This window comes from Pollutibacter soli (assembly GCA_029269725.1).
Taxonomy (GTDB): Bacteria; Bacteroidota; Bacteroidia; order Chitinophagales; family Chitinophagaceae; genus Pollutibacter; species Pollutibacter soli.
This window is the reverse complement of the sequence record JARJHS010000002.1, coordinates 705,588-729,284: the sequence shown is the minus strand read 5'-3', so window position 1 is coordinate 729,284 and position 23,697 is coordinate 705,588. Positions and strand designations below refer to the sequence as shown.

General features: G+C 41.7%; 19 protein-coding genes. 10 read left to right on the top strand and 9 right to left on the bottom strand.

What is annotated here, in order from left to right; translation table 11 throughout:
* The first annotated feature begins 3 nt into the window (after positions 1–3).
* The 3 genes from P2W82_RS07620 (at position 4) to P2W82_RS07610 (ending at position 3,505) form a co-directional block, all read left to right on the top strand.
* Entirely contained in the window at positions 4–768 is a 765-nt protein-coding gene (locus P2W82_RS07620; protein ID WP_336515263.1) for an MbnP family protein, read from the top strand.
* Positions 768–1,817 (top strand): cytochrome-c peroxidase, encoded by a 1,050-nt coding sequence (locus tag P2W82_RS07615; protein WP_336515262.1) that lies wholly within the window; start codon positions 768–770, stop codon positions 1,815–1,817. Before P2W82_RS07620 ends, P2W82_RS07615 begins: the two co-directional genes overlap by 1 nt.
* Positions 1,818–1,987: 170 nt before the next feature.
* Complete coding sequence (locus P2W82_RS07610) at positions 1,988–3,505, top strand: lipopolysaccharide biosynthesis protein (RefSeq protein ID WP_336515261.1); 1,518 nt, start codon at positions 1,988–1,990, stop codon at positions 3,503–3,505.
* Between the two features lie 217 nt (positions 3,506–3,722).
* On the opposite strand, the gene P2W82_RS07605 is transcribed toward P2W82_RS07610, so the two are convergent.
* On the bottom strand, positions 3,723–4,364 hold the full coding sequence (locus tag P2W82_RS07605) for an MBL fold metallo-hydrolase (RefSeq protein WP_336515260.1): 642 nt from the start codon (positions 4,362–4,364) through the stop codon (positions 3,723–3,725).
* Between the two features lie 101 nt (positions 4,365–4,465).
* Between P2W82_RS07605 and P2W82_RS07600 the strand changes: the two genes are divergently transcribed.
* A complete protein-coding gene (locus P2W82_RS07600; protein WP_336515259.1) occupies positions 4,466–7,843 on the top strand; it encodes a hypothetical protein in 3,378 nt (1,125 codons plus the stop codon).
* 108 nt (positions 7,844–7,951) lie between these two features.
* On the opposite strand, the gene P2W82_RS07595 is transcribed toward P2W82_RS07600, so the two are convergent.
* Entirely contained in the window at positions 7,952–8,509 is a 558-nt protein-coding gene (locus tag P2W82_RS07595; RefSeq protein ID WP_336515258.1) for a phosphoglycerate mutase family protein, read from the bottom strand.
* A gap of 158 nt (positions 8,510–8,667) precedes the next feature.
* Here P2W82_RS07595 and P2W82_RS07590 point away from each other — a divergent pair, with 158 nt between their 5' ends.
* The 3 genes from P2W82_RS07590 to P2W82_RS07580 are packed head-to-tail and all read left to right on the top strand — an operon-like array spanning position 8,668 to position 13,388.
* Positions 8,668–10,746, top strand: a complete 2,079-nt coding sequence (locus P2W82_RS07590) for a ComEC/Rec2 family competence protein (protein WP_336515257.1) — start codon at positions 8,668–8,670, stop codon at positions 10,744–10,746.
* Positions 10,747–10,800: 54 nt separating this feature from the next.
* Positions 10,801–12,336, top strand: a complete 1,536-nt coding sequence (purH, locus tag P2W82_RS07585; RefSeq protein WP_336515256.1) for a bifunctional phosphoribosylaminoimidazolecarboxamide formyltransferase/IMP cyclohydrolase — start codon at positions 10,801–10,803, stop codon at positions 12,334–12,336.
* Between the two features lie 20 nt (positions 12,337–12,356).
* The gene (locus tag P2W82_RS07580; RefSeq protein WP_336515255.1) at positions 12,357–13,388 is read left to right on the top strand and encodes a DMT family transporter; all 1,032 of its coding nucleotides are present in this window, start codon (positions 12,357–12,359) and stop codon (positions 13,386–13,388) included.
* A 14-nt stretch (positions 13,389–13,402) separates the two neighbouring features.
* Here the strand turns inward: P2W82_RS07580 and P2W82_RS07575 are convergent, their stop codons facing one another.
* From P2W82_RS07575 to mutY, 7 genes are all read right to left on the bottom strand, one after another.
* Positions 13,403–14,731, bottom strand: coding sequence for a polysaccharide deacetylase family protein (locus P2W82_RS07575; RefSeq protein ID WP_336515254.1), 1,329 nt, complete (start codon positions 14,729–14,731; stop codon positions 13,403–13,405).
* 45 nt (positions 14,732–14,776) lie between these two features.
* Positions 14,777–16,162 carry a LutB/LldF family L-lactate oxidation iron-sulfur protein gene (locus tag P2W82_RS07570; RefSeq protein ID WP_336515253.1) on the bottom strand — a complete coding sequence of 462 codons (1,386 nt, stop codon included), beginning with the start codon at positions 16,160–16,162 and terminating at the stop codon, positions 14,777–14,779.
* A 30-nt stretch (positions 16,163–16,192) separates the two neighbouring features.
* Entirely contained in the window at positions 16,193–16,792 is a 600-nt protein-coding gene (locus tag P2W82_RS07565; RefSeq protein ID WP_336515252.1) for a DUF3109 family protein, read from the bottom strand.
* Positions 16,793–16,840: 48 nt separating this feature from the next.
* The gene (gene gldD, locus P2W82_RS07560) at positions 16,841–17,473 is read right to left on the bottom strand and encodes a gliding motility lipoprotein GldD (RefSeq protein WP_336515251.1); all 633 of its coding nucleotides are present in this window, start codon (positions 17,471–17,473) and stop codon (positions 16,841–16,843) included.
* The gene (gldE, locus tag P2W82_RS07555; RefSeq protein WP_336515250.1) at positions 17,473–18,825 is read right to left on the bottom strand and encodes a gliding motility-associated protein GldE; all 1,353 of its coding nucleotides are present in this window, start codon (positions 18,823–18,825) and stop codon (positions 17,473–17,475) included. The genes gldD and gldE overlap by 1 nt, the downstream gene beginning before the upstream one ends.
* A 105-nt stretch (positions 18,826–18,930) precedes the next feature.
* Positions 18,931–19,371 (bottom strand): single-stranded DNA-binding protein, encoded by a 441-nt coding sequence (locus P2W82_RS07550; protein WP_336515249.1) that lies wholly within the window; start codon positions 19,369–19,371, stop codon positions 18,931–18,933.
* A 54-nt stretch (positions 19,372–19,425) separates the two neighbouring features.
* Entirely contained in the window at positions 19,426–20,478 is a 1,053-nt protein-coding gene (gene mutY / locus P2W82_RS07545) for an A/G-specific adenine glycosylase (RefSeq protein ID WP_336515248.1), read from the bottom strand.
* 201 nt (positions 20,479–20,679) lie between these two features.
* Between mutY and P2W82_RS07540 the strand changes: the two genes are divergently transcribed.
* The 3 genes from P2W82_RS07540 (at position 20,680) to P2W82_RS07530 (ending at position 23,669) form a co-directional block, all read left to right on the top strand.
* Positions 20,680–21,012, top strand: coding sequence for an HU family DNA-binding protein (locus P2W82_RS07540; protein ID WP_336515247.1), 333 nt, complete (start codon positions 20,680–20,682; stop codon positions 21,010–21,012).
* 159 nt (positions 21,013–21,171) lie between these two features.
* Complete coding sequence (locus P2W82_RS07535; RefSeq protein ID WP_336515246.1) at positions 21,172–21,888, top strand: tetratricopeptide repeat protein; 717 nt, start codon at positions 21,172–21,174, stop codon at positions 21,886–21,888.
* Between the two features lie 233 nt (positions 21,889–22,121).
* On the top strand, positions 22,122–23,669 hold the full coding sequence (locus P2W82_RS07530; protein WP_336515245.1) for an Rne/Rng family ribonuclease: 1,548 nt from the start codon (positions 22,122–22,124) through the stop codon (positions 23,667–23,669).
* Positions 23,670–23,697: the final 28 nt, after the last annotated feature.

Here is a 23,697-nt window from a genome sequence, read left to right as displayed (position 1 = left end):
CGAATGAAAATTCTTCGTGTAGCCGGAACAGTAATAGCACTCGTGCTGGTGTTCATTTCCTGTAAGAAGGAAGTGAGCAACGAAGGAAATCAGTACATGATCAGGTTAAAATTCACACCCACAGCTAACGGGGAGCCACTGGAATTTGGCAAACAATACCTGAACCCGCTTGGCGAAGATTTCAGCATTTCTGCATTCAAAATGTATATCGGCCATATTTCACTGGTTGAAGATGGAACCATTAAAGTAGCTGAGAATCGTGAAGCTTATTATTTATTGAATGCCGCTGAGCCTGCTTCATTCATAGTAGAAACAGGTCTGAATGGAAGAAAATTTACTCATATCGGATTTCAGATTGGCATCGACAGCATTTATAATGTAAGCGGAGCGCAAGCTGGTGTGCTGGATCCTGCGAATGGTATGTTCTGGACCTGGAGCACCGGATATATCATGGCAAAACTGGAAGGAAATTCTTCCTATTCCAATGAAGTGAATAATAATATCGTTTATCATATCGGAGGATTTAAGTCCAGTGAACAATCCATCAGGCAAGTAGTACTTCCATTGCCTGGTCAGCAAAGTTGGGCACTGGATACAAATACTGAAACTGAAATTGAGATAAAGATCGATATAGATAAATGGTTTTCATCTGTACATCAATTATATATTGCCGCTACCCCGGCGATCATGACGCCAGGGGCTGTTTCCATGCAGTATGCAGATAACTATGCGTCTCTTTTCAACACTGTTTCAATCAATCGTTATTAATGAAGAGAGGCCTGACTTTTTGCTGTATGCTGATATTCGTGGCTGTTTTTTCAGTCATCGGAAGCTGCAATAAAAATGATCACGCAGATTCTTCAGGAACAACATCAATAGTATTTAAAACTCCCGATGGATTTCCACCGCCAAATGACTATTTCAGTGGTAATCCGATAACAAAAGAAGGTTTTGAACTGGGCCGGAAATTATTTTATGATGGCAGATTATCCCGCGATGGCAATTTTCCATGTGCATCCTGTCACCAGCAATTTGCTGCATTTGCCACTTTCGATCATCCATTGAGTCATGGCATCGATAATCAGTTTACCACACGCAATGCGCCTGGCCTTTTTAATCTCGCCTGGAGAAAAGAATTGCACTGGGATGGTGGGATAAATCATATTGAAGTACAGCCGCTGGCACCGATAACTGCACCAAATGAAATGGGCGAAACCGTAAATAGTGTCATCAATAAACTCAACCAGGACGAACATTATCGCCAGATGTTTTCCAAAGCTTTTGGAACTGAAGAAATCAATTCGCAGAAAATGCTGAAAGCGCTTGCCCAGTTTATGCTGATGATGGTATCTGCAGATTCGCGTTACGACAAAATGAAAGCCGGGAAAGTTACGTTCACCGAAGCAGAACAAAAGGGATACGAAATTTTTCAGAATAAATGTGCTACCTGTCATAAAGAACCATTCTTTACTGATTTTTCTTACCGAAATACAGGATTATCTGTCAACCCATTTCTTAACGATTTCGGAAGAATGCGCATCACTCACAATGCAGAAGATTCACTGAAATTCTTAGTACCAAGTCTTCGAAATGTTTTCATCACTTATCCTTACGGTCATGATGGAAGATTTTATGCATTGAGCGGTGTAATTGATCATTATCGTTCCGGCGTAATAGATGCACCAGGTACAGATCCGCTTGTCAGGAACAAAATACCCATTTCCGACCTTGAGAAATATGAATTGCAACAATTCCTCAGAACGCTAACAGATTCGACATTTATAAAAGACACTAGGTTTTCTCAACCATCAGAATAGACTACCCGGAACTGGTAATGAAATTTTGAATTAAACCATCAGTAGCAACGAATATTATTTCTTTTTACACGTAAAAACACGGAATCCGTTAAATAATCAACTTCTGCTCTTGAAGCAGCTGTGAATTATGCGGATTGCATATTACTTTTGTCCCTTAACTTTTTTCAGGTTTGAGCAGTATAAAAAAACTGGCAGGTCAGACGTTCTGGTATGGCTTTAGCAATATTTTCGGCCGGTTTATCAATTATTTGCTTACACCGCTGCTGACAGGAATTTATTCGTCTGAACAGTACGGTGATATCTCCATTCTATTTGCCTATGCTTCTTTTTTAAATATTGTTTTCACCTATGGGATGGAAACTGCTTATTTCAGGTTCAATAATAATTTTCCAGAGAAAGAGGTTTACAATACCGGTCTCTTTACCTTAATTCTTACAACCATCATTTTCACCGCTGCCCTTATGGTACCTGTACCAGCGGTTGCTTCATTCATGAAACTGGGAGATCATCCTGAATTTGTAAAATGGGTCTTGTGGATTGTTGCGCTCGATACACTGGCCGTACTTCCCTTTTCTAAATTGAGATTTGAAAACCGACCACGAAAATTTGCGGCGATCAAGATTACCAATATCCTGGTGAATGTTGGGATGGTTTTGTTCTTCCTCGTACTATGCAAAGGCGATTACGAACGAAATGCAGATACGGCATGGGCGATCATTTATAATCCCAAAATCAATATCGGTTATGTATTCCTGGCTAACCTGATCGCCAGCGGAATCACCATTATTTTACTTGGCAAAGAGTTGCTTGCATTTAAGCCGGCAATGAATACAAAATTGCTGAGAGAAATGCTGATCTATACGGCACCGCTCATCATCGTTGGATTTGGTGGTATGATCAATGAAACGATTGACAGGTTCATGATCATCCAGCGATTTCCAGGATCGATTGCTGAGGCCAAATCTGCCAATGGTATCTACAGCGCAAACTATAAACTGGCATTGTTGATTGTGTTGTTTATCCAGGCTTTTCGAATGGGAGCAGAGCCTTTTTTCTTTAAACAGGCTGCTGCTGAAAATGCTCAGAAGACCTATGCGCGTGTGATGAAGTTTTTTGTACTGGCCTGTTGTTTTTGTTTTCTTGGCGTTGTTTTGTATCTCGATATCTGGAAACATTTTATGGGGATCAGGAATCATCCGGAATATCTCGAAGGTTTAAAAGTGGTACCCATCTTAATGCTTGCGAAAATATTCCTGGGTGTATATTACAACCTTTCCATCTGGTACAAGATCACCAACAATAATCTTATTGGCGCATATATTACCATCGGGGGAGCATTACTCACCCTCGTCATCAATTATTTCATGATTCCCTACTGGGGATATACGGCTTGTGCTATTGCTACGCTTGTCTGTTATGGATTTATGATGTTCACCAGCTATCGACTCGGTCAGAAATATTACCCGGTAAATTATCCATGGAGGAAATTGCTGTCCTATGTAGTGATTTGCTTAATTCTGTTTTTCGTTCACCAGGGTTTCAAAAGACTCTCCCCGGGTATCTGGTGGACGCACGGTTTTGCCGCATTGGAGATCCTCGCTTTCTTTCTTTTTGTCTCCAGGATTGAGAAAAAGGAATTCCAGAAACTGCCGTATATCGGAAGGTTTTTTGCCCTTGGGCAGCGTTAATTTTTATCCGGCAGCCTGTTGAGCGTCGGAGTTGCCGGTTGTCAGCTGTCCGTTGTCAGAACGGCCGCAGTCAGCATAACTAATTCTAAGCTTATTATAATCTGAAATTAAATATCCTCGTGACAGGCTCACAGCAATCTTGAAACCTGGTACTGATTTCTCCACGCTAAATCTCCTGCTCACTCCTGCCTTCCTTGTATTGTCTACCGTTTCCTGTTTACTGTCTGACAAACATATTGCTCTTCTTCTCCTTCCCGATCGTAGTAGCCGGTCCATGACCAGGTAGCACCGCAACCTCATCCGGTAAAGTATACAATACATTCCGGATACTGGCTTCCAGCTGCCTGGCGTCCCCACCAGGCAGGTCGGATCGGCCTATACTTCCCTGAAAAAGTGTATCTCCGGAAATTATAAATTTTTGACTCTCAGAATAGAAAGCAACGCTTCCTGGTGAATGTCCCGGAACAAAAAGTACCGTCAGCTCATCTTCGCCCAGCCTTACAGGTTGTTGAAGGTCAATGAAGTTGATCTTGCCAGCGTAGTTGTCGAAGGGGATGTTCCACATTAACCCGCTGGAAGGAGCCAGGTCAAACATCTTCTTCTCCAAAGGATGCATATAAAGCTCCAGGTGATAAGTTTCCGCTATGAATTTGTTACCAAAAATATGATCCAGGTGACAATGCGTATTGATGAGCAAAACCGGTTTTAACTGTTCTTCGTTTATGAATGTGGCAACTGCTTCTTTTTCCTCATCGTAATAACATCCGGGGTCTACTATTATACATTCCTTTTTTTCATTATAAAGCAGGTAGGTATTCTCTTGCAGGGGATTAAATAGGAAAACTTTAACGTGGAGCATAGAGGCTAATTTATACCTTAAAATCATTAATTTTATTGGTTCGGAATATCCTTTTCGTGCACTAATCCGGCAAGCTTACGAACATTTTTGAACATAGGTCTATGCAAAAACTATTCAGTGTCCTGTTATTCTTTTTTTCTCTTTTTGTTTTTGTTACTGCCGCCGATGCCCAGGTCAGTTCAGTAGAGTATGGCAAGAACAGGGTTCAGCATAAAAAATTCACCTGGAGATATTATCAGACCAGAAATTTCAATTCTTATTTCAACCAGGGTGGTCTTGCCCTTGGAAAATATGTAGCACAGCTTGCCGAAGATGAACTTCCCCAACTTGAAGAGTTTGTAGAATACGGAATGCAGCGTCGCGCCAATATAATTATCTACAACAATTTCAGTGACATGCAGCAATCCAATATCGGCATTGGAATTGACTGGCAGAATACCGGTGGTGTAACAAAGCTGGTCAACAATAAGATCCTTGTTTACAATAATGGGAGTTTAAATGACTTGCGCAGACAGGTAAGACAGGGTATAGCAAAAGTTCTTGTTGACAATCTTTTATTTGGTGATGATCTCGGCGAGTTTGCAGGCAACCAGGCCTTGCTCGATCTTCCGAAGTGGTTGACCGATGGTTATGTTGCTTATGCTGCGGAAAACTGGAGCCCGGCACTGGATGATCAATTAAAATCAAAACTACTTTCCGGTGATTATAAAAACTTCTACCAGTTTGCATTTAAAAATCAGGAACTCGCAGGTCATGCTTTCTGGAACTTTATAGCAAACAATTACCGCAAGGATAACGTCACTTATTTCCTATATCTCTCACGTATCTACAAAAGCACAAACCAGGCAAGTCAGCGCGTAACAAAAATGAAATTCAAAGATTTGTTACGTGAATTCATGGAAAAGGAAAGTGAAAGGTATCTCAACGATCTGAGAGGACGTCGTAACCAACCACGCGGAAATGTGGTTGCTGTTGAAGAACTCAAACGCGACCAGGATTATTACAGGTTCCAGGCAAATCCTATCCAGAGAAATAACACTTATGCCTATGTAAAATTTGACAAGGGATTGTACAAAGTAATCCTGGAAGATTTTTCTGAAAAAAGAAAGGTGTTATTGAAGGCAGGTGTCAGAAGCAATGTAAACGAGATGAATCCCAACTATCCATTGATGGCATGGGATTCAAAAGGGTCAAGACTATTGGTGATCTATACCGATAAAGGAAAGATCAGAATGTTTGTTTACGATGTTGTTGCAAAAATCAAAAGAAACAAACAAGGGATTGATGGTTTCCAGATTATCCAGGATGCCAAGTTCATGCTGAATGATAATACACTTATCCTGAGTGCAGTCAAAAACGGGCAGTCTGATATCTTCATGTACAAAATAAATGAGCAGGAAGTCACCCAGATTACGAATGATCCTTATGATGATCTCGATGCATCATTTGTAGCCTTCCCTAGTAAAACAGGTATCATATTTTCTTCTAACAGACCTGCGGCAAACGCTCCGAAAGGAGATACGGTTCTGCCTTCCCGGTATCCTTATAATATTTTCATGGTGAATAACTGGGCGAACCCTGAATTCAGCCAGATTTCCCAGCTATCAAAACTAAAATATGGACAGGCAAGATTTCCTCTCCAGTATAATGTGAATCACTTCACCTTTGTGAGTGATGAAAACGGTATCAACAACCGGTATGCAGGATTTTTTACAACCAAGCGTGCAGGACTTGATACGATTGTGAAAGTTGGTGAAGAATACCTCCGCAATCCTGAACCTGCCGATCTTGATTCAACATTAAAAGCATGGAGTAAAACAGAACCTGACTCTATTGGATTTTTATCGATTACGAACGATAGTTCTTACGTGTTCCCTATAACCAATTACCAGAGTAGTTTACTCGAATCACGTGGGGCCGGTGATAATAACCAGGTAAGTGAAACAAGGCGTGAGGGCGATCTGAAATTCCTGTACAAACTGCGCATTAATGAAGATGCATTAAAGCGCAGAAATGTGAATGCGAGACCGACTGATTATATGAAGAAGGTGATGGAGGAAGAAAGAAAACAGAAAAATGCTGCGACTTTTTATCCTCAAAACCAACAATTACCGGCTGTTGATACTTCAACGAAATCTGATTTGTTCCAGACAGAATTTGAAGCACAAAAAGACTCTGGCGTAAGAGCTGCACCTGTGGAAGCGATATCAGAGTCGCCAAAAGAATCAGTGCTTGGTAGTGCGAGACTGTATGATTACCGACTCAGGTTCTCTTCTGACTACGTTGTCGCAGGCTTCAATAACTCAGTTCTGGTTAACAGGTTCCAGCCCTATGGTGGCGGTGCAGGGCCAATCTATCTTTCAAATACTGATCTTTTGAATGGTATCATCAGGATGGGTATTTCAGATTTATTTGAGGATGTTAAATTCATTGGAGGTGTGCGTATTTCAACCAACCTGCGAGACAATGATTATCTCGCGTCATACCAGAACCTGCGTAAAAAAATCGACTGGGGTCTTACATACTATCGTTCAACACAGGAAAATTTCCCGATCTACGATATCAATGATATCAAGGGTCAGCTTTCCAATAAGCTTTATTCGAACTTATTCCAGGTCAATTTCACATTCCCATTTGATGTGATTCGGAGTGTCAGAATGATGCTTGGTTACCGATATGATAAAGTGGTGCTGAAAACCGATGCCAACTTCCCGCCAGCACTAACATATCCTGATACAGTACTTAACAATGCTCTGGCGAGAATTGAGTACGTATATGACAACACCATTAACCCTGCTTTGAATATATGGCATGGCCTGAGGTATAAGTTTTACGTGGACGTGAATTCAAGACTTGCACAGAAAGAACAGTCTGGCAGACTCACCTTCAACTTTGGTACGGATATCAGATACTATTACCCGATATATCGCAATTTTGTTTGGGCAGCCCGCGGTGCGGCAGATTTCTCCTGGGGAGATCAAAAGATGATTTATTACCTCGGTGGTGTTGATGGATGGATCGCGCCTAAATTCAATCATAACATACGGCCAAGCTCAGCCGAAACTTATGCTTTCCAGTCACTGGCGCTAAACCTGCGCGGACATAAGCAAAACGTCGCCAATGGTAACAATGCGATTGTGTTAAACAGTGAATTCAGGTTACCCATTTTTACCACCTTCTTCAACCGGCCTATCAATAATGCATTCATCAGAAATTTCCAGGTAGTACAATTTATTGACCTGGGTACTGCCTGGGCCGGACCCATCAGTGAAGTTGAAAGACCGAATATCGTTTACGGCACGCCGCCAGTAGAAGTGAAAGTCAAGACCGGAGGAATAGGTCCATTTGTTGGTGGATATGGCTTTGGTATCAGAAGCACATTGCTGGGTTATTTCTTAAGGCTGGATACAGGATGGCCGATGGGAGGATTCTTCCAGGGTAAACCACAATGGTACTTTGCGATGGGACTGGATTTCTGAGGATGAAGATGATTTGCGAAGGAGAAATTAAGACAGACATAGCAAAAAAATTTTATAAAAAAATCCGGTGATTGCCACCGGATTTTTTATTGAAGTAAACTAAAGTTCTTATTGCGTAGAACTCATTGTACTTGTTTTTTTTCCTTCTGTATTTGCCGGCGGTGATTTTGCGCCATAAGTTGATTCTTTCAATCTGAGATGAAAACCCGAAGGGCCACTTCTTGATTTCAAAGTTACAATAAATATATTGTCGTAATCATCATCAGGAATCTCTTTTATCGTCGGATCCAGTGAAAGTTCTTTGAGCATATTGATCGTTGTATTGCTATGCCCAACAATCAGGGTGTTTTTTCCTCTTTCTAAAACGTGATACAAAAATTTCTGTGCGGTATCATTCCTGTAATACTGAATGGGAATTTTTTCCATTGCGCTTGTTGGCTCTGCAGTCTGCACTGTGCGCTTTGTTTGCGTAGAATATATCGCTTTTATTTTTTTCTTTCGAAGATAGGAAGCCAGTTGCTGCGCTCGCTCCTTTCCTTCAGGTGTGAGATCGGGATCCTGGGAACCCGTTCCTTTTTCTGCATGCCTAACAAAATAAATTTTTGTACTGCTTGTACAGGAAATCAACACCGAATAAACCAAAGCGATGCACAGTAATTTTTTCATCGATAAGAAGGTTTGGTCTTATAAAGTTAAAACATCTCAATTATCATGGGCTATCACATTTCCTAACTGATGCGCCAAACGGTTTTCAAAGAGATTTTTCTGCATGCAGAAACGATTAATACCAGTCGTGGCAGCGCTCCCCGGTTTTAAATTTACTCATGAAGAAAAAGTATTCTGCACCCTGGAATGACAGTCCCTTCCTCAGGATACTTCCACCCTTTATCGCTGGAATTGTATTTCATACTTATCTTAACCTGTCTTCGATAATCCTTTTCACCGCGACCTTCATCTTCGTTATTCCGCTCATTCTTTTTATTTACGCGCCTTCGTGGTTTTCATGGAAGTATAGATTTATACAGGGCATCTCGGTACAGATACTGATCTTCCTGCTTGGACCACTGATGATTTCTCTTCAATTCAGAAACAAACCCCAGGGCCTTTACGGCACTAAAAATCCAGAAACAACATATCGGTATACACTACTCGAACCACCAGTTAAAAAGTCTTCCTTTTATAAGTCTATAGTGGGTGTCGAATTGAGAGAAGGTAAACATTGGCAGGAAGCAGGTATCGCGGTAGTATATTTCTCAATGTCCTTTAGTTTTGACGCTATTCTGTATGGTGATGCATTTATTGGAAAGGTAAGTCCCATTAAAATCACATCAGCAAAAAATCCGGGAGCCTTCGACTACAGGAAATATATGGCTGATAATGGAGTAGACTACCAGGTATTCCTCAGCCCGGATAAAGTTTTTGAAACGAAACTGAACAGAGGAAATCGCTTTTATCATTTCATCTTCGGAATTCGTGACCACCTGCTCTCCGTTTTAAAAACAAATATTTCAGACAGCATTTCCTGCGGACTTGCAGAAGCGTTGTTAACCGGGTACAGAAATGATGTGGATTCAGAATTGATACAGGCATATGTGAATTCAGGAGTTGTTCATGTGATTGCTATTTCCGGTTTACATCTGGGACTGATCTATCTCCTGCTATCGTGGTTTTCGGGTATACTTTTACGTGGAAGGAGCAAATTTTATGTTCAGCCTCTCCTGGTGATTTTGGCTCTCTGGATATTTACGTTTGTTTCGGGGGCATCCGCTTCTGTTGTACGTTCGGCAGTGATGTTCAGTTTATTCGCGCTTGGCAATATGCTGAGCAGAAGATCAAATCCGTTCAACACGCTCGCAGCTTCAGCATTTTTACTACTGGCTTTTAAGCCTCTCTGGATTTTTGATGTAGGATTTCAGTTGAGTTATACTGCAGTTGCAGGAATTCTATTACTCCACAGGAAGCTTTGTAATGCTATTCCATTTACTAATCCCGCGGCCATAAAATTATGGGAAGCGACTTGCCTTACACTTGCTGCACAGGTTCTTACTACGCCGTTATTGCTCCTGTACTTTCATCGTTTCCCTTTATTATTTCTGTTTACAAATCTGATTGCAGTACCATTAAGCAGCATTATACTGATTGTCGAACTTGTGTTGTGCAGCGTAAGTTTTTTTTCTCCTCTTGCATCTCTTATCGGCGAGCTCGCAGGCTGGCTGATCCGGATGATGAACAAATATGTTATCACGATGGATCAGATCCCGAACAGTAACCTGGAAAATGTTTTCATCTCACCCATACAAACCTTTTTGCTTTATGCATTGATTCTTTCAGCAATATTCATCAGAAAAGAAAACAGGAGCATATCCGCATTTGCTATCCTGTTTATCATTGCGGCTTTCTCTACTGAAAGATTGCGCTTTACCATAAAATCAGGAAATCAATCTCTGATCATTATACCATATACCAATAAAATTTCCACCATCGGATTTATTGAAAAAAGGAATGCTTTGCTTTTATCCGATAGCTTTAGCAACAAAAGCAAACAAAACTGGATACTTCCCCTCATGTACAGTTATCGCCTCCGTGAGCCTGTGTTACAAAAGAGGCCCGAAGCAGGCGCAAGCCTCATCTCGACATCTGCTCATTGTGTATTTCAGCTATCCGGAAGAATTATCAAACCACAAATTCCATACAGTAACCCAAAACCAGATGTGATTCTTCTGTCTAATAATTGCAACGTTAATTTTGGTTGGCTGGCGACAATTGGAAAAGATATCCCGATTGTGGCCGATGCGAGTAATTCTTTGTGGAAAATTCAAAAATGGAAAAAAGACGCTGAACGACTAAATTTGCGCTTCCATTCTGTGCCTGACCAGGGCGCATTCCTGCTTTACAGGGATTAGCTCGCCGATCCTGATTTTTGGGCAAAAAAGAATGCCCGGTCAACCTGATTATTTATGGAAAAAAAAATTCAATCCGCGTTAATTTCTGTTTTTTATAAAGACGGCCTTGATGAAGTTGTAAAAGTCCTGCACGAAAACGGTGTGAAAATCTATTCCACCGGAGGTACCCAGGCTTATATTGAAAAGCTGAACATCCCCTGCATTCCGGTGGAATCTGTTACTGATTACCCATCGATCCTGGGAGGTAGGGTCAAAACCCTGCATCCAAAGATTTTTGGGGGCATCCTCGGTCGCAGAAATGTAGATACTGATCTGCAGGAAATGAAAGATTATTCTATTCCGGAAATTGATATCGTGATTGTCGATCTCTACCCTTTTGAAGAAACGGTGAAAGAGACTTCTGACGAAAAAGCCATCATCGAAAAAATTGATATTGGCGGGCCATCAATGATCCGTGCAGCTGCAAAAAATTTCCGTGACCTGGTGGTGATTGCTTCAAAGGCAGAATATCCGTTAATTACAGAATTACTTTCCAAGCAAAACGGAACGACTACGATCGGGCAACGTAAACAATTTGCGGCGAAAGCTTTCGAAGTGGTCACGAGGTACGATATCGCCATTTCCGATTATTTCAATAAAGACAATCCTTCTGCATTCTTTATATCAGCAGGTAAACCATCAATCATGCGCTATGGAGAAAACCCGCATCAAAAGGGTGTTTTCTATGGCAATACAGATGAATGGATTGAAAAATTTCATGGAAAGGAATTATCGTACAATAACCTTGTTGATATGGATGCTGCCATTCAGCTCATCAGCGAGTTTAGTTTTCCGGGAAATGCTTCAACTCATGGGATTGTATTTGCAGTGATAAAACACACCAATGTTTGTGGAGTAGCGTCGAGAAATTCGGTGAAAGATGCATGGGATGCAGCATTGGCTGGAGATCCGGAAAGTGCGTTTGGTGGTGTACTTGTTTGTAATAGCGAAATTGATAAGGCAACAGCGGAAGCTATCAGCGAAATTTTCTTTGAAGTTTTGATTGCTCCGGGTTATTCAGAAGATGCACTGGCTATTCTTCAAACTAAAAAGAACAGAATTCTTGTGAAACAGAAAAAGCCGTTCGTACCTGAACAACAATTCAAATCAATATTAAACGGAGTTCTGCAGCAGGATTCTGACGAAGGAAATGTTGAAAAATGGGAAGAAAGTGGCGGAAGAGAATCATCAGAATCAGAAAAAGAAAATCTGTTGTTCGCCAATGTTATTTGCAAGCACCTCAAATCAAATGCGATTGCACTGGTTAAAGATCATCAGTTGATTGGCAAGGGTTGTGGTCAGACCTCAAGAATCGACGCCTTACGGCATGCGCTTGATAAGGCAAAACAATTTGGATTTGATCTGAACGGAGCAGTGATGGCGAGTGATGCATTTTTCCCATTTGATGATTGTGTACGCATGGGATTTGAAGCAGGAATTAAAGCATACATCCAGCCTGGCGGGTCCATCAGGGATAAAGATTCAATTGCTTTCAGCAAGGATAATAACCTGGTGATGATCATCACCGGCATGCGGCATTTCCGGCATTAAGAAAGAACAAAAGCGAGGATATGAGATCTGGTTTTGTAAAGACCAAGGCATTAATATATGACTTGTACGACACAGTCAGTACCTCTCTTAAACCACTAAGTCCCAGGAATCACAGCGAAAAAACGAAGGCACTTTTCGCTGTGGGGGTTGTAAGTATCCTTTGGGGTACAACGTGGCTTGCATCAAAAAAAGGAGTTGAATATATGCCTGCGCTTCAACTGGCAGGCATTCGTCAACTCTCAGGTGGAATTTTTTATATCATCTTCTTTAGTTTAAAAGGATATAAATGGCCCAGCTGGAGCCAGTTGATCCGCTTCACGTGGATGAGTGTACTTATGTTTGTCGTGAGCAATGGCTTCAGCACCTGGTCAGTACAGTACCTTCCGAGCGGTCTTGCATCAGTGATAGGTGCGATTTCCCCCATCTGGATCGCTATTTTTTCGCTTTTCGTTTTTAAGGATACGAAACTTAATCTCACTACCGCGCTTGGCCTGATCATAGGCTTCGGAGGAATACTGATCATTTTTTCTGATTATCTCGATGCAATCTTCAATTCTTCTTTTTCTACAGGCATTATGCTTGGACTAATTGCCACGATGACCTGGGCGGCAGGTACTTTATTTACTGTCAAACATGCCAAAGACTTAAACCCCTATTACAGTCTTGGGTGGCAAATGTTTCTAAGCGGGGTAATTCTTACAATCATCGCCTATTCACCCGGTTTAGCCATTCCTGTAAAGCAGATTCCAATGGTAAGCTGGTTGTCGATCGGCTACCTCGTAGTATTTGGATCGATCATTACGTTTGCAGCATTCATTTATGCATTGAAACGCCTTCCTGCAGCACAGGCTTCCGTTTATAGCTATATCAATCCTGTTGTTGCTGTGATCATCGGTTCGATGCTTAATCACGAGAAGCTGAATATACTTATCGCGGGCGGTACGTTGGTGACTTTACTTGGTGTGTATCTTGTTAATACTGGCTTCAAAAAATCAGCGGCCAAAGATGCTATAGAGGCTTCGGAAGAAAACGGTGATGCGGAAAAAATTTAATGGCTAAACCGCGGTTATACGTCCCAGTAAACTACTTCATTCAGGAATAATTCATAGACTTCCCTCCAGCCTTTGAATGCAGGATCGGTTCCAAAAAAATTATTATGCCAGATGGTGATCATCTGTCCATTTACTTTTTTAATTACCTGGTGATAATAGCTGAGTTCTTCATAAGCCTGCGCAGGTATATATTTTTGTTCGTATAATGAATTGGCATCCATAAAACACCATGGATGAATCATCATTTCAGTAGCCTTATTTTTACTAAGATCATACCACGGGAAAGGTGAACTGATAGAAGCCCGGAATCCATTGATGCTTCCATAACCCATGGAATATTCATCCTTAATCCCCATTGCCTCCAGCTGCTGATATGTTTCAGGAAGCGTCATCCTGATATAATGCTGCCGGCTTTTGGTAATAGCTATTCCGGAAATTTCCTCAAGCGATTTTTTTTCTGATTGAAAAAGCGCTTTGTCATCACCGCTCTGCCAGGAAGGATGGATACCGATCTGGTAACCCATGGCATGGTGAAGAATCAGGTCGATCATTGCTTTTTCTGTAGGCAGAATATTGCGGTCGTAAGCAAAACGTTTAGCTGCCACAAGGAAAAAATAAACCGGCTTTAACCGGTATTTTAAATGCAACGCATAAAGCCATTCATATACATCAAAAGGATCTTTCCTGTTTCCGGACAATACCTGTATACGATCGATCACGGCTTTGAAATCCATTTTTGAAATTGATTTCAAAGCACCGGCAAAATTGACCTGCCATCCTTTGTGGAGATAAGAATATGCGATATCGATATCATAGGTCGGAATGAACCTGAAATAGTTTTCGCGCGACCAGAGATTGGGAAACCAGATCAGGAGTTTCTTTTTTAAGCCAAGTACCCATTCATTGACGACTGGTCTGTGAAGAAATCCTTTTTCAAATGCGGCACTCGATTGATGCGGAAACCGACCATATTCATCCGGCTGAAATGGAAGGTATTCTTCGTAACGACTGACAAGATAAAACGCTGCGGCAAAAATATCGAATGGCCAGTTGCTCTCGATGGGAGACTGGAAAAACGCGGGGTATTCCTTCAGTTCGAAAACATCAATTACCTGTACCCGAATATCTGATTCATACAATAACCGGACGGGTATTATATGAAACTCATCTTCGGTTATCCGACGCTGGGAGTAGTTGATTTTGGGTCCGTTAAAATAAAGAAACTCTGATCGGCTATCCGTTAACCTGTACGTATAACCGCCCAGGTCTGAAAGGACCAGGTTTGCAGCATAGCGAATACGATCACCCGTTGCGTCGGAATATAACAGGAGCTCTTCAGTCATCAAATTGAAAAAGGAATATAAGCAAATCTGGAGCCGGAAATGCGTTTATTCATCTCCGTTTTTCTCTTTCCATAATTGATTAAACGTTTTGGCAGAAAACCGCAGACCAGAACGTCCTCTGGACCAGGACTTAAACATTGAATTGACTACTTTATTTTTCAGGCTCCCACTTCCCGTATTCATCAGTTTCCGGCTCAGCGATGCACGTTTCCAAAGCTTCCATGCCAGCTTTTCGGAAAGCGTACTGTAACCCTCTTCAACTGCCGTGTGCCGGTTATGCAGCAGTAGTTCGTGTAGATTGATTTTCACTGCGCATACCTCTGTACAATTGCCACACAAGGAAGAAGCATAGCTGAGATGCTTCCAGTCACCTTTGTCCTTCAGGTTGGGAGTGATAACACTTCCGATAGGTCCGCTGTACGTGGTTCCGTAACTGTGTCCTCCAATATTTTTATACACCGGGCAGGCATTCAGGCATGCCCCGCACCGGATGCAATACAAGCTTTCTCTTGCTTTCGCATCCGCAATAATATTTGTTCTCCCATTATCGAGAAGAATAACAATCATTTCTTCCGGTCCATCGGTTTCATCACTTTTACGAGGACCACTGACAATAGTATTGTAGACGGTCAATTGCTGTCCTGTACCATAAGTTGCAAGCAATGGCCAGAAAAAAGAGAGGTCATTTATTGAAGGAATTACCTTCTCGATACCGGTAATTACAATATGCGTTTTAGGCCATGCGGAACTCAATCTTCCGTTGCCTTCGTTTTCAGTAACAGCAATACTACCGGTATCAGCTATAATAAAATTTGCGCCCGTAACACCAATTTCAGCGGCAACGTATTTTTCTCTTAGTTTTTCACGGGCAACAAGCGTGAGCTGCTCCGGAGTAAGTGAAGGATCCGTATTCAGTTTTCTTGCAAAAAGAGCCGCAACGTCTTCCTTACTCTTATGCATAGCCGGAGTCACAATATGATAAGGAGGCTCACCATCCAGCTGCTGAATGTATTCTCCAAGGTCTGTCTCTATACTTTCAATATGCATGGATTCCAGAAATTCATTCAGGTGAATTTCCTCAGTAACCATGCTCTTACTTTTCACTATCGATTTGCATTTTTTTGCTTTACAAATCTCGCCCACTGCTGCACAGGCTTCGTCAGCATTCTCCGCCCAGATCACACGTACTCCGCGGGCGGAAATGTTTTTTTCAAACAGCTCCAGCTGCTGATCAAGAGTTTCGATCGCCCGCCATTTTGTGTTTTTTGCTTTCTGACGAACCCGGGTAAGATCGGAAAATTGTTTTTTACCATTGGGCACAACCGCATTGTACCTGCCTATGTTGAAGTTTATGGTCTGCCGGTGACCCAGGTCCTTTGCCTTCTCATTGCTCTTAACATTAAAAACTGATGAAGGTGAAACTGATGACATGGAAAAATATTTTGAATCTGCAGATTTAGTTTACGGGAGTACCTTTTTGTTCACATCGTGAGAATTCTCTGCTATCTGGTGGAGGACATTGTAAAACTCTTCTCCGAATTTCCGTGTGATGGCTTCTTTTAAAAACTGATATACCGGGACTTTTAATTTTGCTCCTAATGCACATCCCGGACTACACAACGATTCGCGCGGTTCATAGTTCACCATTTCGTGATCATTGTACCTGCTTTTTTTTGTTTTGATTGGATACAGGTGACATGAAATGGGCTTTTTCCAATCTATAAGGCCACGGTTCTTAGCCTCTTCAAAAGCACACCTGATTATTCCGTTCTTGTCATACGACCCATACGCACAGATCTTGCCTCCAACTGTCGGTGTTACCCAGCCGAACTCTTTATCGTACCTGTATAAACCTTTACGATTAATTTCCTCGAGCCCTTCCGGTGTAAGCAAGGGCTTTATGGTTTCAAAAACATCTGCAACAATATCCAGTTCATCCATAGTTAAAGGAGCACCTGCATCGCCATCTTCACAACAACCGCCTTTACATTTGTTCAGATCGCAGACGAATTGTTCTTCCACAACATCATCACTGATGAGTACTTTATCTATAACTATCATGCTGCAAAAATAAGATTTAGATTCCAGTCCGAGGGGCTGGAAATATGGCTATTTCCACTTCAACGTATTGATGAGGTGGGTCATGTCCTTTTCAAGAAATTCATTTACAACAGCGAGCGAGTCTGAGTTAGGGGCGGTATCAAAATAAAGAGCTCCGCGGAGAAAATGTTTAGTGCTGTCTGTGAGAAAAAATTGTTTGGAAGTGGCAGCATTGCCTTCCACATTGAAGTAAACACCGGAAATTCCATTAGCGGTACGGAAAGCAGAATCCTGAATTCCACTGGCTTTGAGGGAATGCTTAAACGTCATTCTGAACGCTTCATCTTTAAGACCATCAAATGTATTTTTTACAAGAGAATCTTTATATCCTTTATCTGTTTTGATCTTGTATACACTTGAACCACCAATGGTTTTGTAACTGAGATAAACGCGCCCTTTAAATTCGGGAAAGTCTACATTGATCCAGTATGCGTCATCGCCGGATTCATCAAATAAAGTACTGTCCTTCGATATTTCTGAGTAGACAGGATATTCAAAAGTATAGGGGAATCCGGGTCTGTCAAATTGCTGATAAGATCTTTCGGGAAAATTGATTTTGAAATAAGATCGTGGTTTGGGTGTAAAGGGACTATTACAGCTGAGAATAGTCAGAATTAAAAACAGGGAAAGCAGGTTCTTCATTACTTTTCATCTTGATTTACCGGACGGATAGTAACTTTTACTTTTTGTATCCTGTTCTTTTGCAATTCCTGCACCGCGAAGGTGAAATCGCCGGATACAATTTCCTGGTTCAGCTGCGGAATTTCGCCTGCCAGTTCCAATACCAGTCCCGCCATTGTTTCACTATCACCGCGGATACTATCAAAGGTATCTGATGGGATCCCCATCACACGGCATGCGTCCGAAACCATTTTACGACCATCGAATACAAAATTGAAATCATCCATTTTAGGATTCACATTGTCTTCATCATCAAATTCATCACGTATATCACCGATGATCTCTTCCATTATATCTTCAAGCGTCACGATACCTTCGGTTCCTCCGAATTCGTCAACCACAACGGCAAAGTGTATGCGCTTTGATTGAAATTCACGAAGGAGATCTTCACAAAGTTTATTCTCATGCACGAAATAGGGCGGCCTGATTAATGTATGCCAGTTAAAATCTTTCGCTTCGTCCAGGTAAGGAACAATGTCCTTAGTATGAATCATTCCTGTTACATTATCAAGGTTCGACTGATACACCGGAAAGCGTGAATAATTAAGGTCCTGCACCTTTCTGAGTAATTCATCGAAACTTGTTCCTGCTTCAATTCCATGAACGTCCAACCTGCTTTTCATAACGTGGCGAACAGTAACATTCCCGAAAGTCAGCACCCCCTTCAGAATATTTTTTTCCTCTTCAGAAGCGTCGGGAGGAGTTGTAAGATCGATGGCCTGGTTGAGTTGTTCAATACTGTAAGCGCTTGTTTTCCCGCCACCGAGCGCGCGCTCAATACGATCTGAAAAACCTACCATCCAGGCGCTGATTCCTTTGAAAATTTTATGAATTACAAAAACAAAGTAAGAAGAGTAATATGCGAAACGGAGATTATTCTGTGCAGCCCACACTTTCGGAAGTGCTTCTGCAAAAAGAATAAGTATAGTTGAAACGACAAAGATTTTGATAAAGAGTGTGAGCATGAAATTATCCATCATTGCCATCCACTCATTAACCAGAAAATTGCAGATGATGATGATCCCGATATTGGTTAGTGTATTTGAAATCAGTAACGACCCCAACAATAATTTCGGCTCTTCGAGAAGTTTCAGGATCCTCCTGGCAGAAGGCATCGGCTTTGTTTTCATCAGGTTAATGTCTTTGAATGACAATGAAAACAGAGCAACTTCTGCTCCGGATACAATGAAAGAAATAAATAACAGCAAAAGCAGAGCGAATACCAGGATGGTTGTGACGGTCTGAGGCAGTATCGCCAGGTACGTCGTGTTTAGATTAAACTGAAGTAACTGGTTTAATAAGCACTGATTCAAAAGTATCTTTTTGGTTATAAAAGCTTTCCGGCACCACAATCATAAAGGCAGGTCATAAAGGCCTGCCTGGATTGTTATGCAAACATAACAAAATCAAATTATCAATCAGAATGGTAAATCAGGAGAAGCGTCTGATATCGGAGGAATATCATCAGCGCCGGGGCCGTCAATACCAGGGGAATCTATTCCACCATGTCCATGCAGCCCCCCATCGTTTCGTTTATCCAGCATGATAAGATTATCCCCCACCACTTCTGTAGCAAATTTTCGATGCCCTTCTTTATCATCCCAGTTTCGGGTTCGCAGCCTTCCTTCTACATATATCAGGCTCCCTTTATGGAGATATTTTTGAGCAAGCTCAGCCAGTCCCCGCCAAAGCACCACAGTATGCCACTCTGTTTGACTGATTAACTTTCCTGTACGGTCCTTGTAGGTTTCGGTTGTTGCCAGGGGAAATTTAGCAACAGCGATATTGCCTTCCAGGTGTTGAACGTCCGGATCTTTTCCCAGATTTCCAATCAGCATGACCCTGTTTACTCCTCTCATATGAATTTGGTTTAGTCTTAAGTTTCTTTCGTTATCCTGTACAGCTATCTAAATTTACTTTTTTTCCTTTAAATATGAAAGGATATACCTTGGAAAGGGTAATTTCTCAAATTCAGATTTGTTGACCCATTGGTATCCTGATAGTGCATCCACCTTATTTTTTAGCGATACATGTGTAAAGATTCCACAAATCTGCTGATGTGTTAGTTGCTGCGAATGTTTCACGGAATAACGCAGACCACTAACTGAATCCGCAGGTATACCTATTTTTCTTAATAAAGGATTGATTTCCTTTTCGGATAATTCCTTCTCTGCTTCCACAAGTACAGGCTCATAAAGATGCTGCCAGATATCTTTTGTGACTCTTTCCCGGACCATTATCTCATCATCCTTCTCAAGAAAAAAATAATAAAAATACCTTGTGCGGCGAAGGAGCTTTTTTGTTTTTACCGGATAAGAATAAACAGTGTTATGCTTGTATGCATTGCATCGATCATGGAATGGACACTGATTACATAGTGGATTTTTAGGCTTGCATACAGTAGCACCAAAATCCATGATTGCCTGGTTGTATTCTGCTGAATTTTCTTTGTCCAGTAAATCTGTCGCCAGTGTATTAAAATGTTTTTTACCCGCGTCCGAATCTACTGGTATAGTGATTTCGAAAATCCTTGCGAGTATACGGTATACGTTACCGTCGACCACTGCAAACGGTTGATTATAGGCGAACGAGCAGATAGCTGCCGCGGTGTATGGGCCGACTCCAGGCAGGGAAAGAACATCTTTATAGGAATCAGGAAATCTTCCATTGAACTGTTCAACGATCGCCTGGGCAGCTTTCGTCATATTCCGGCAACGTGAGTAATAACCAAGTCCTTCCCACAGCTTAAATACCTCCTGCTGGGGTGCTGATGCAAGTTGGGACACTGTGGAAAATGAACTTATAAAACGTTCGTAATAAGCACGCCCCTGTTCAACACGTGTTTGCTGAAGAATAATCTCACTGAGCCAGATCCGGTAGGGATCTTTTTCTCCTTTCCAGGGCATCTGGCGATGATTTTCAAGCCTGTTCCAGTTTAAAAGGGTGCGGCTAAACCATGAATTCATTTATATTCAGAAGTTTATCTGTGAAATTTTAACATATTTATCGTAAATAATACAATTTTTGTAAAAATTACCCGTTCATTATATCCGGAAGGCGCGTATAATCGATTGATTTGATTAATTTTATAGGCGATAACCCGAACACAAAAAGAAATTCAATTTTTAAACCTGTAATATCCCATTTTTCCTATTAAATCGACCAAAATGAGAAAAGCCGACTTAATCAACAACATTGCCGAGAAAACCGGAATTCCTAAAGTGGATGTGCTCGTTGCCCTTGAGACCATGTTTAAGGAAGTAAAAGAAGCGCTCGCACAAGGCGAAAACATTTATATCAGGGGATTTGGGAGCTTCATCACCAAGAAAAGGGCAGCTAAAATTGGTCGTAATATCAAAAAGAACACTGCAGTTCATATACCCGCACATTTCATTCCCGCTTTCAAACCAGCTAAAGAGTTTGTACAGGAAGTAAAGAAATTGCAGATTGATGCCACGATTAATGAAGATGGTGCCGAAGAAATGATGGAAGCACGTTAATTTTGCTTCCTAAATTTTATCAATGTGAATAAGCAACAATGGTTTGTTGCCCTGACCGGTGTCATATTATTATTCAGCCTGTTTTTTTTTGGACGAACAAAGCCTGAAAGTAAAGGCATAAAATCTGTTGCACAGAAACCTGATGAGTCAGCTCATCAGGTGCTGAATGCAACAGATATTCTTTCTAAAGCACGTGAGTCATTAACCCCAGAACAATCAGCACGTGTTACCGCCCTCGAAAACGCTATTTCCCGAGGAGACCTTCAAACCCAGAAGATTTTGGTTTACGGACAGTTAGCGGCTTATTGGAGAGATTCGGTACAATCGACCATACCCTGGTTATATTATACTGGAGAAAAGGCTAAATTGGAAAAGTCTGAAAAAAGCCTCAACTTTGCCGCCCATTCTTATCTTGACAGGCTGAGAGGAGTGTCGGACCATTCACTTAAAACATGGATGGCAGTTCAGGCCAAAGATCTGTTTACCGAATCCCTGGCAATCAACCCGGCAAATGACTCAGCGAAAGTAGGATTGGGAAGTACCTGGTTTTTTGGAGCAGGTGGAGATGGACCTCCGATGGAAGGAATCATGAAGATTCGTGAAGTAGCAGAAAAAAACCCGGGAAACATGTACGCCCAGTTTATGTTGGGATATGGTTCGATGATTTCGGGTCAGCTTGATAAAGCGGCGGAAAGATTCCAGAAGGTAGTTGATCAGGAACCGGGAAATACTGAAGCGGTATTTCTTCTTGCAGAAACCTATGAGAACCTGGGTGAAAAGGCAAAAGCAGTGAAGTACTATTCAGAAGGCGCGAAAATGGTGGACAACCCCGACCTTCTTAAAGCGATTGAAGAGAAAATTAAATTATTACAATAAAAAAACATTAGGGTATGCCTTGTGGTAAGAAGAGAAAACGTCATAAAATAGCAACTCATAAGCGTAAGAAACGTCTTAGAAAGAACCGTCATAAGAAAAGAAGTAAATAGAATTTTCTCGTGAATGGCCCGCTCCGGCGGGCTAATTCATCGCTATTGCCCACCTGTAATCAGACTCCGATTCCCGATCGGTTGATATACCAGGTTTACGGTTGATAAACGGTGTTTTTACGCTTGAATAAAGAACTCATTATAAATGCTGCTCCACAGGGAGTAGAGATTGCTCTCCTGGAAGACAAGAAACTGGTTGAATTGCACAATGAAAAAGCAGATGCCAGTTTTGCCGTGGGAGACCTATATCTTGGAAAGGTTAAAAAACTTATTCCGGGCTTGAATGCAGCATTTGTTGATGTTGGCTTCGAAAAAGATGCGTTTCTCCACTACACCGATCTTAGCCCCTACGCCCGGTCGCTGATTAAATTCACGCAGCAGGCGATGAATGACAAATCCCCGGAAGGATTTGATTTCTCCAGATTCGAAATTGAACCTGAAATCGTCAAGACCGGGAAGATCAATGAAGTGCTTGGCCAGAGGCCAAACATTCTCGTTCAGATTCTAAAAGAACCTATTGCTGCAAAAGGTCCGCGATTGAGTTGTGAAATCTCACTGCCCGGTCGCTTTGTTGTACTGACTCCCTTCAATGATATCATCGCAGTTTCGAGGAAGATTCATTCCTCTGATGAAAGGAGGCGCCTGCAGAAAATTGTGGAAGCCATCAAGCCAAAAAACTTTGGCGTAATTGTGCGTACAGCCGCCGAAGGAAAGAATACAGCTGAACTTCACGAGGATCTTCTGAATCTCTTCAACAGCTGGAAGTCTTTACAGCAAAACCTGCGCGGAGCAACACCACCTGCAAAGATCCTGAGCGAGCAGACTAAAACAACAAGCATACTTCGCGATCTGCTGAATGAAGATTTCAACAGGATAATTGTTAATGACAAGGGCATTTTCAATGACACCAGGAATTATATTCAGAAGATAGCCCCCAACAAAACAGAGATCGTTTCTTACTACCATAACGGTTCTCCTATTTTTGATCAGTTTGGAATAACCAAGCAGGTCAAAGCGGCATTCGGTAAAACGGTCAACCTTCCAAGCGGAGCTTACCTGATCCTGGAACATACAGAAGCACTTCATGTTATTGATGTAAACAGTGGTTACAAAAGCGTCAGCAATAACCAGGAAGAAAATGCTTTGCAAACAAACCTGGAAGCCGCGGAAGAAATAGCAAGGCAACTGAGGTTGCGTGATATTGGCGGTATTATCGTTGTGGATTTCATCGATATGAAGCTGGTAGAAAACAAGAAACGGCTTCATGATGCAATGGAGAATTTCATGCGCCTCGACAGGGCAAAGCATGCTGTTCTTCCGATTTCAAAATTTGGCCTCATGCAGATTACGCGCCAGCGTATGAAGCCTGAGATGACCATCAATACCCAGGAAACCTGTCCTTCCTGCCAGGGCACCGGTAAAATTTCTTCAGCATTGATCCTTGAAGACGAGATTGAAAAAAATCTCAGTTACCTGGCCATGCAAAAACATAAAAGCCTCACAGTGGTGGTGCACCCTATTGTGTATGCCTACCTGACCAAAGGCTTTATCTCCAAACGTCGCCGCTGGAGCTGGAAATTCAAGCAGAAAATTCACGTCCGGGAAAATAATAACTATCACCTCACAGAATTCCATTTCTTCGATAAAAACGAAGAAGAAATCAGATTATAAATTGTGAAGGCCGGATGGCGGGGTTTTA

Excerpts from the sequence above, each read along its gene's own strand:
- P2W82_RS07620 (WP_336515263.1), top strand. The coding sequence starts at position 4 with ATGAAAATTCTTCGTGTAGCCGGAACAGTAATAGCACTCGTGCTGGTG.
- P2W82_RS07615 (WP_336515262.1), top strand. The coding sequence starts at position 768 with ATGAAGAGAGGCCTGACTTTTTGCTGTATGCTGATATTCGTGGCTGTT.
- P2W82_RS07605 (WP_336515260.1), bottom strand. The coding sequence starts at position 4,364 with ATGCTCCACGTTAAAGTTTTCCTATTTAATCCCCTGCAAGAGAATACC.
- P2W82_RS07600 (WP_336515259.1), top strand. The coding sequence starts at position 4,466 with ATGCAAAAACTATTCAGTGTCCTGTTATTCTTTTTTTCTCTTTTTGTT.
- P2W82_RS07595 (WP_336515258.1), bottom strand. The coding sequence starts at position 8,509 with ATGAAAAAATTACTGTGCATCGCTTTGGTTTATTCGGTGTTGATTTCC.
- P2W82_RS07590 (WP_336515257.1), top strand. The coding sequence starts at position 8,668 with ATGAAGAAAAAGTATTCTGCACCCTGGAATGACAGTCCCTTCCTCAGG.
- purH (WP_336515256.1), top strand. The coding sequence starts at position 10,801 with ATGGAAAAAAAAATTCAATCCGCGTTAATTTCTGTTTTTTATAAAGAC.
- P2W82_RS07580 (WP_336515255.1), top strand. The coding sequence starts at position 12,357 with ATGAGATCTGGTTTTGTAAAGACCAAGGCATTAATATATGACTTGTAC.
- P2W82_RS07575 (WP_336515254.1), bottom strand. The coding sequence starts at position 14,731 with ATGACTGAAGAGCTCCTGTTATATTCCGACGCAACGGGTGATCGTATT.
- P2W82_RS07570 (WP_336515253.1), bottom strand. The coding sequence starts at position 16,162 with ATGTCATCAGTTTCACCTTCATCAGTTTTTAATGTTAAGAGCAATGAG.
- P2W82_RS07565 (WP_336515252.1), bottom strand. The coding sequence starts at position 16,792 with ATGATAGTTATAGATAAAGTACTCATCAGTGATGATGTTGTGGAAGAA.
- gldD (WP_336515251.1), bottom strand. The coding sequence starts at position 17,473 with ATGAAGAACCTGCTTTCCCTGTTTTTAATTCTGACTATTCTCAGCTGT.
- P2W82_RS07550 (WP_336515249.1), bottom strand. The coding sequence starts at position 19,371 with ATGAGAGGAGTAAACAGGGTCATGCTGATTGGAAATCTGGGAAAAGAT.
- mutY (WP_336515248.1), bottom strand. The coding sequence starts at position 20,478 with ATGAATTCATGGTTTAGCCGCACCCTTTTAAACTGGAACAGGCTTGAA.
- P2W82_RS07540 (WP_336515247.1), top strand. The coding sequence starts at position 20,680 with ATGAGAAAAGCCGACTTAATCAACAACATTGCCGAGAAAACCGGAATT.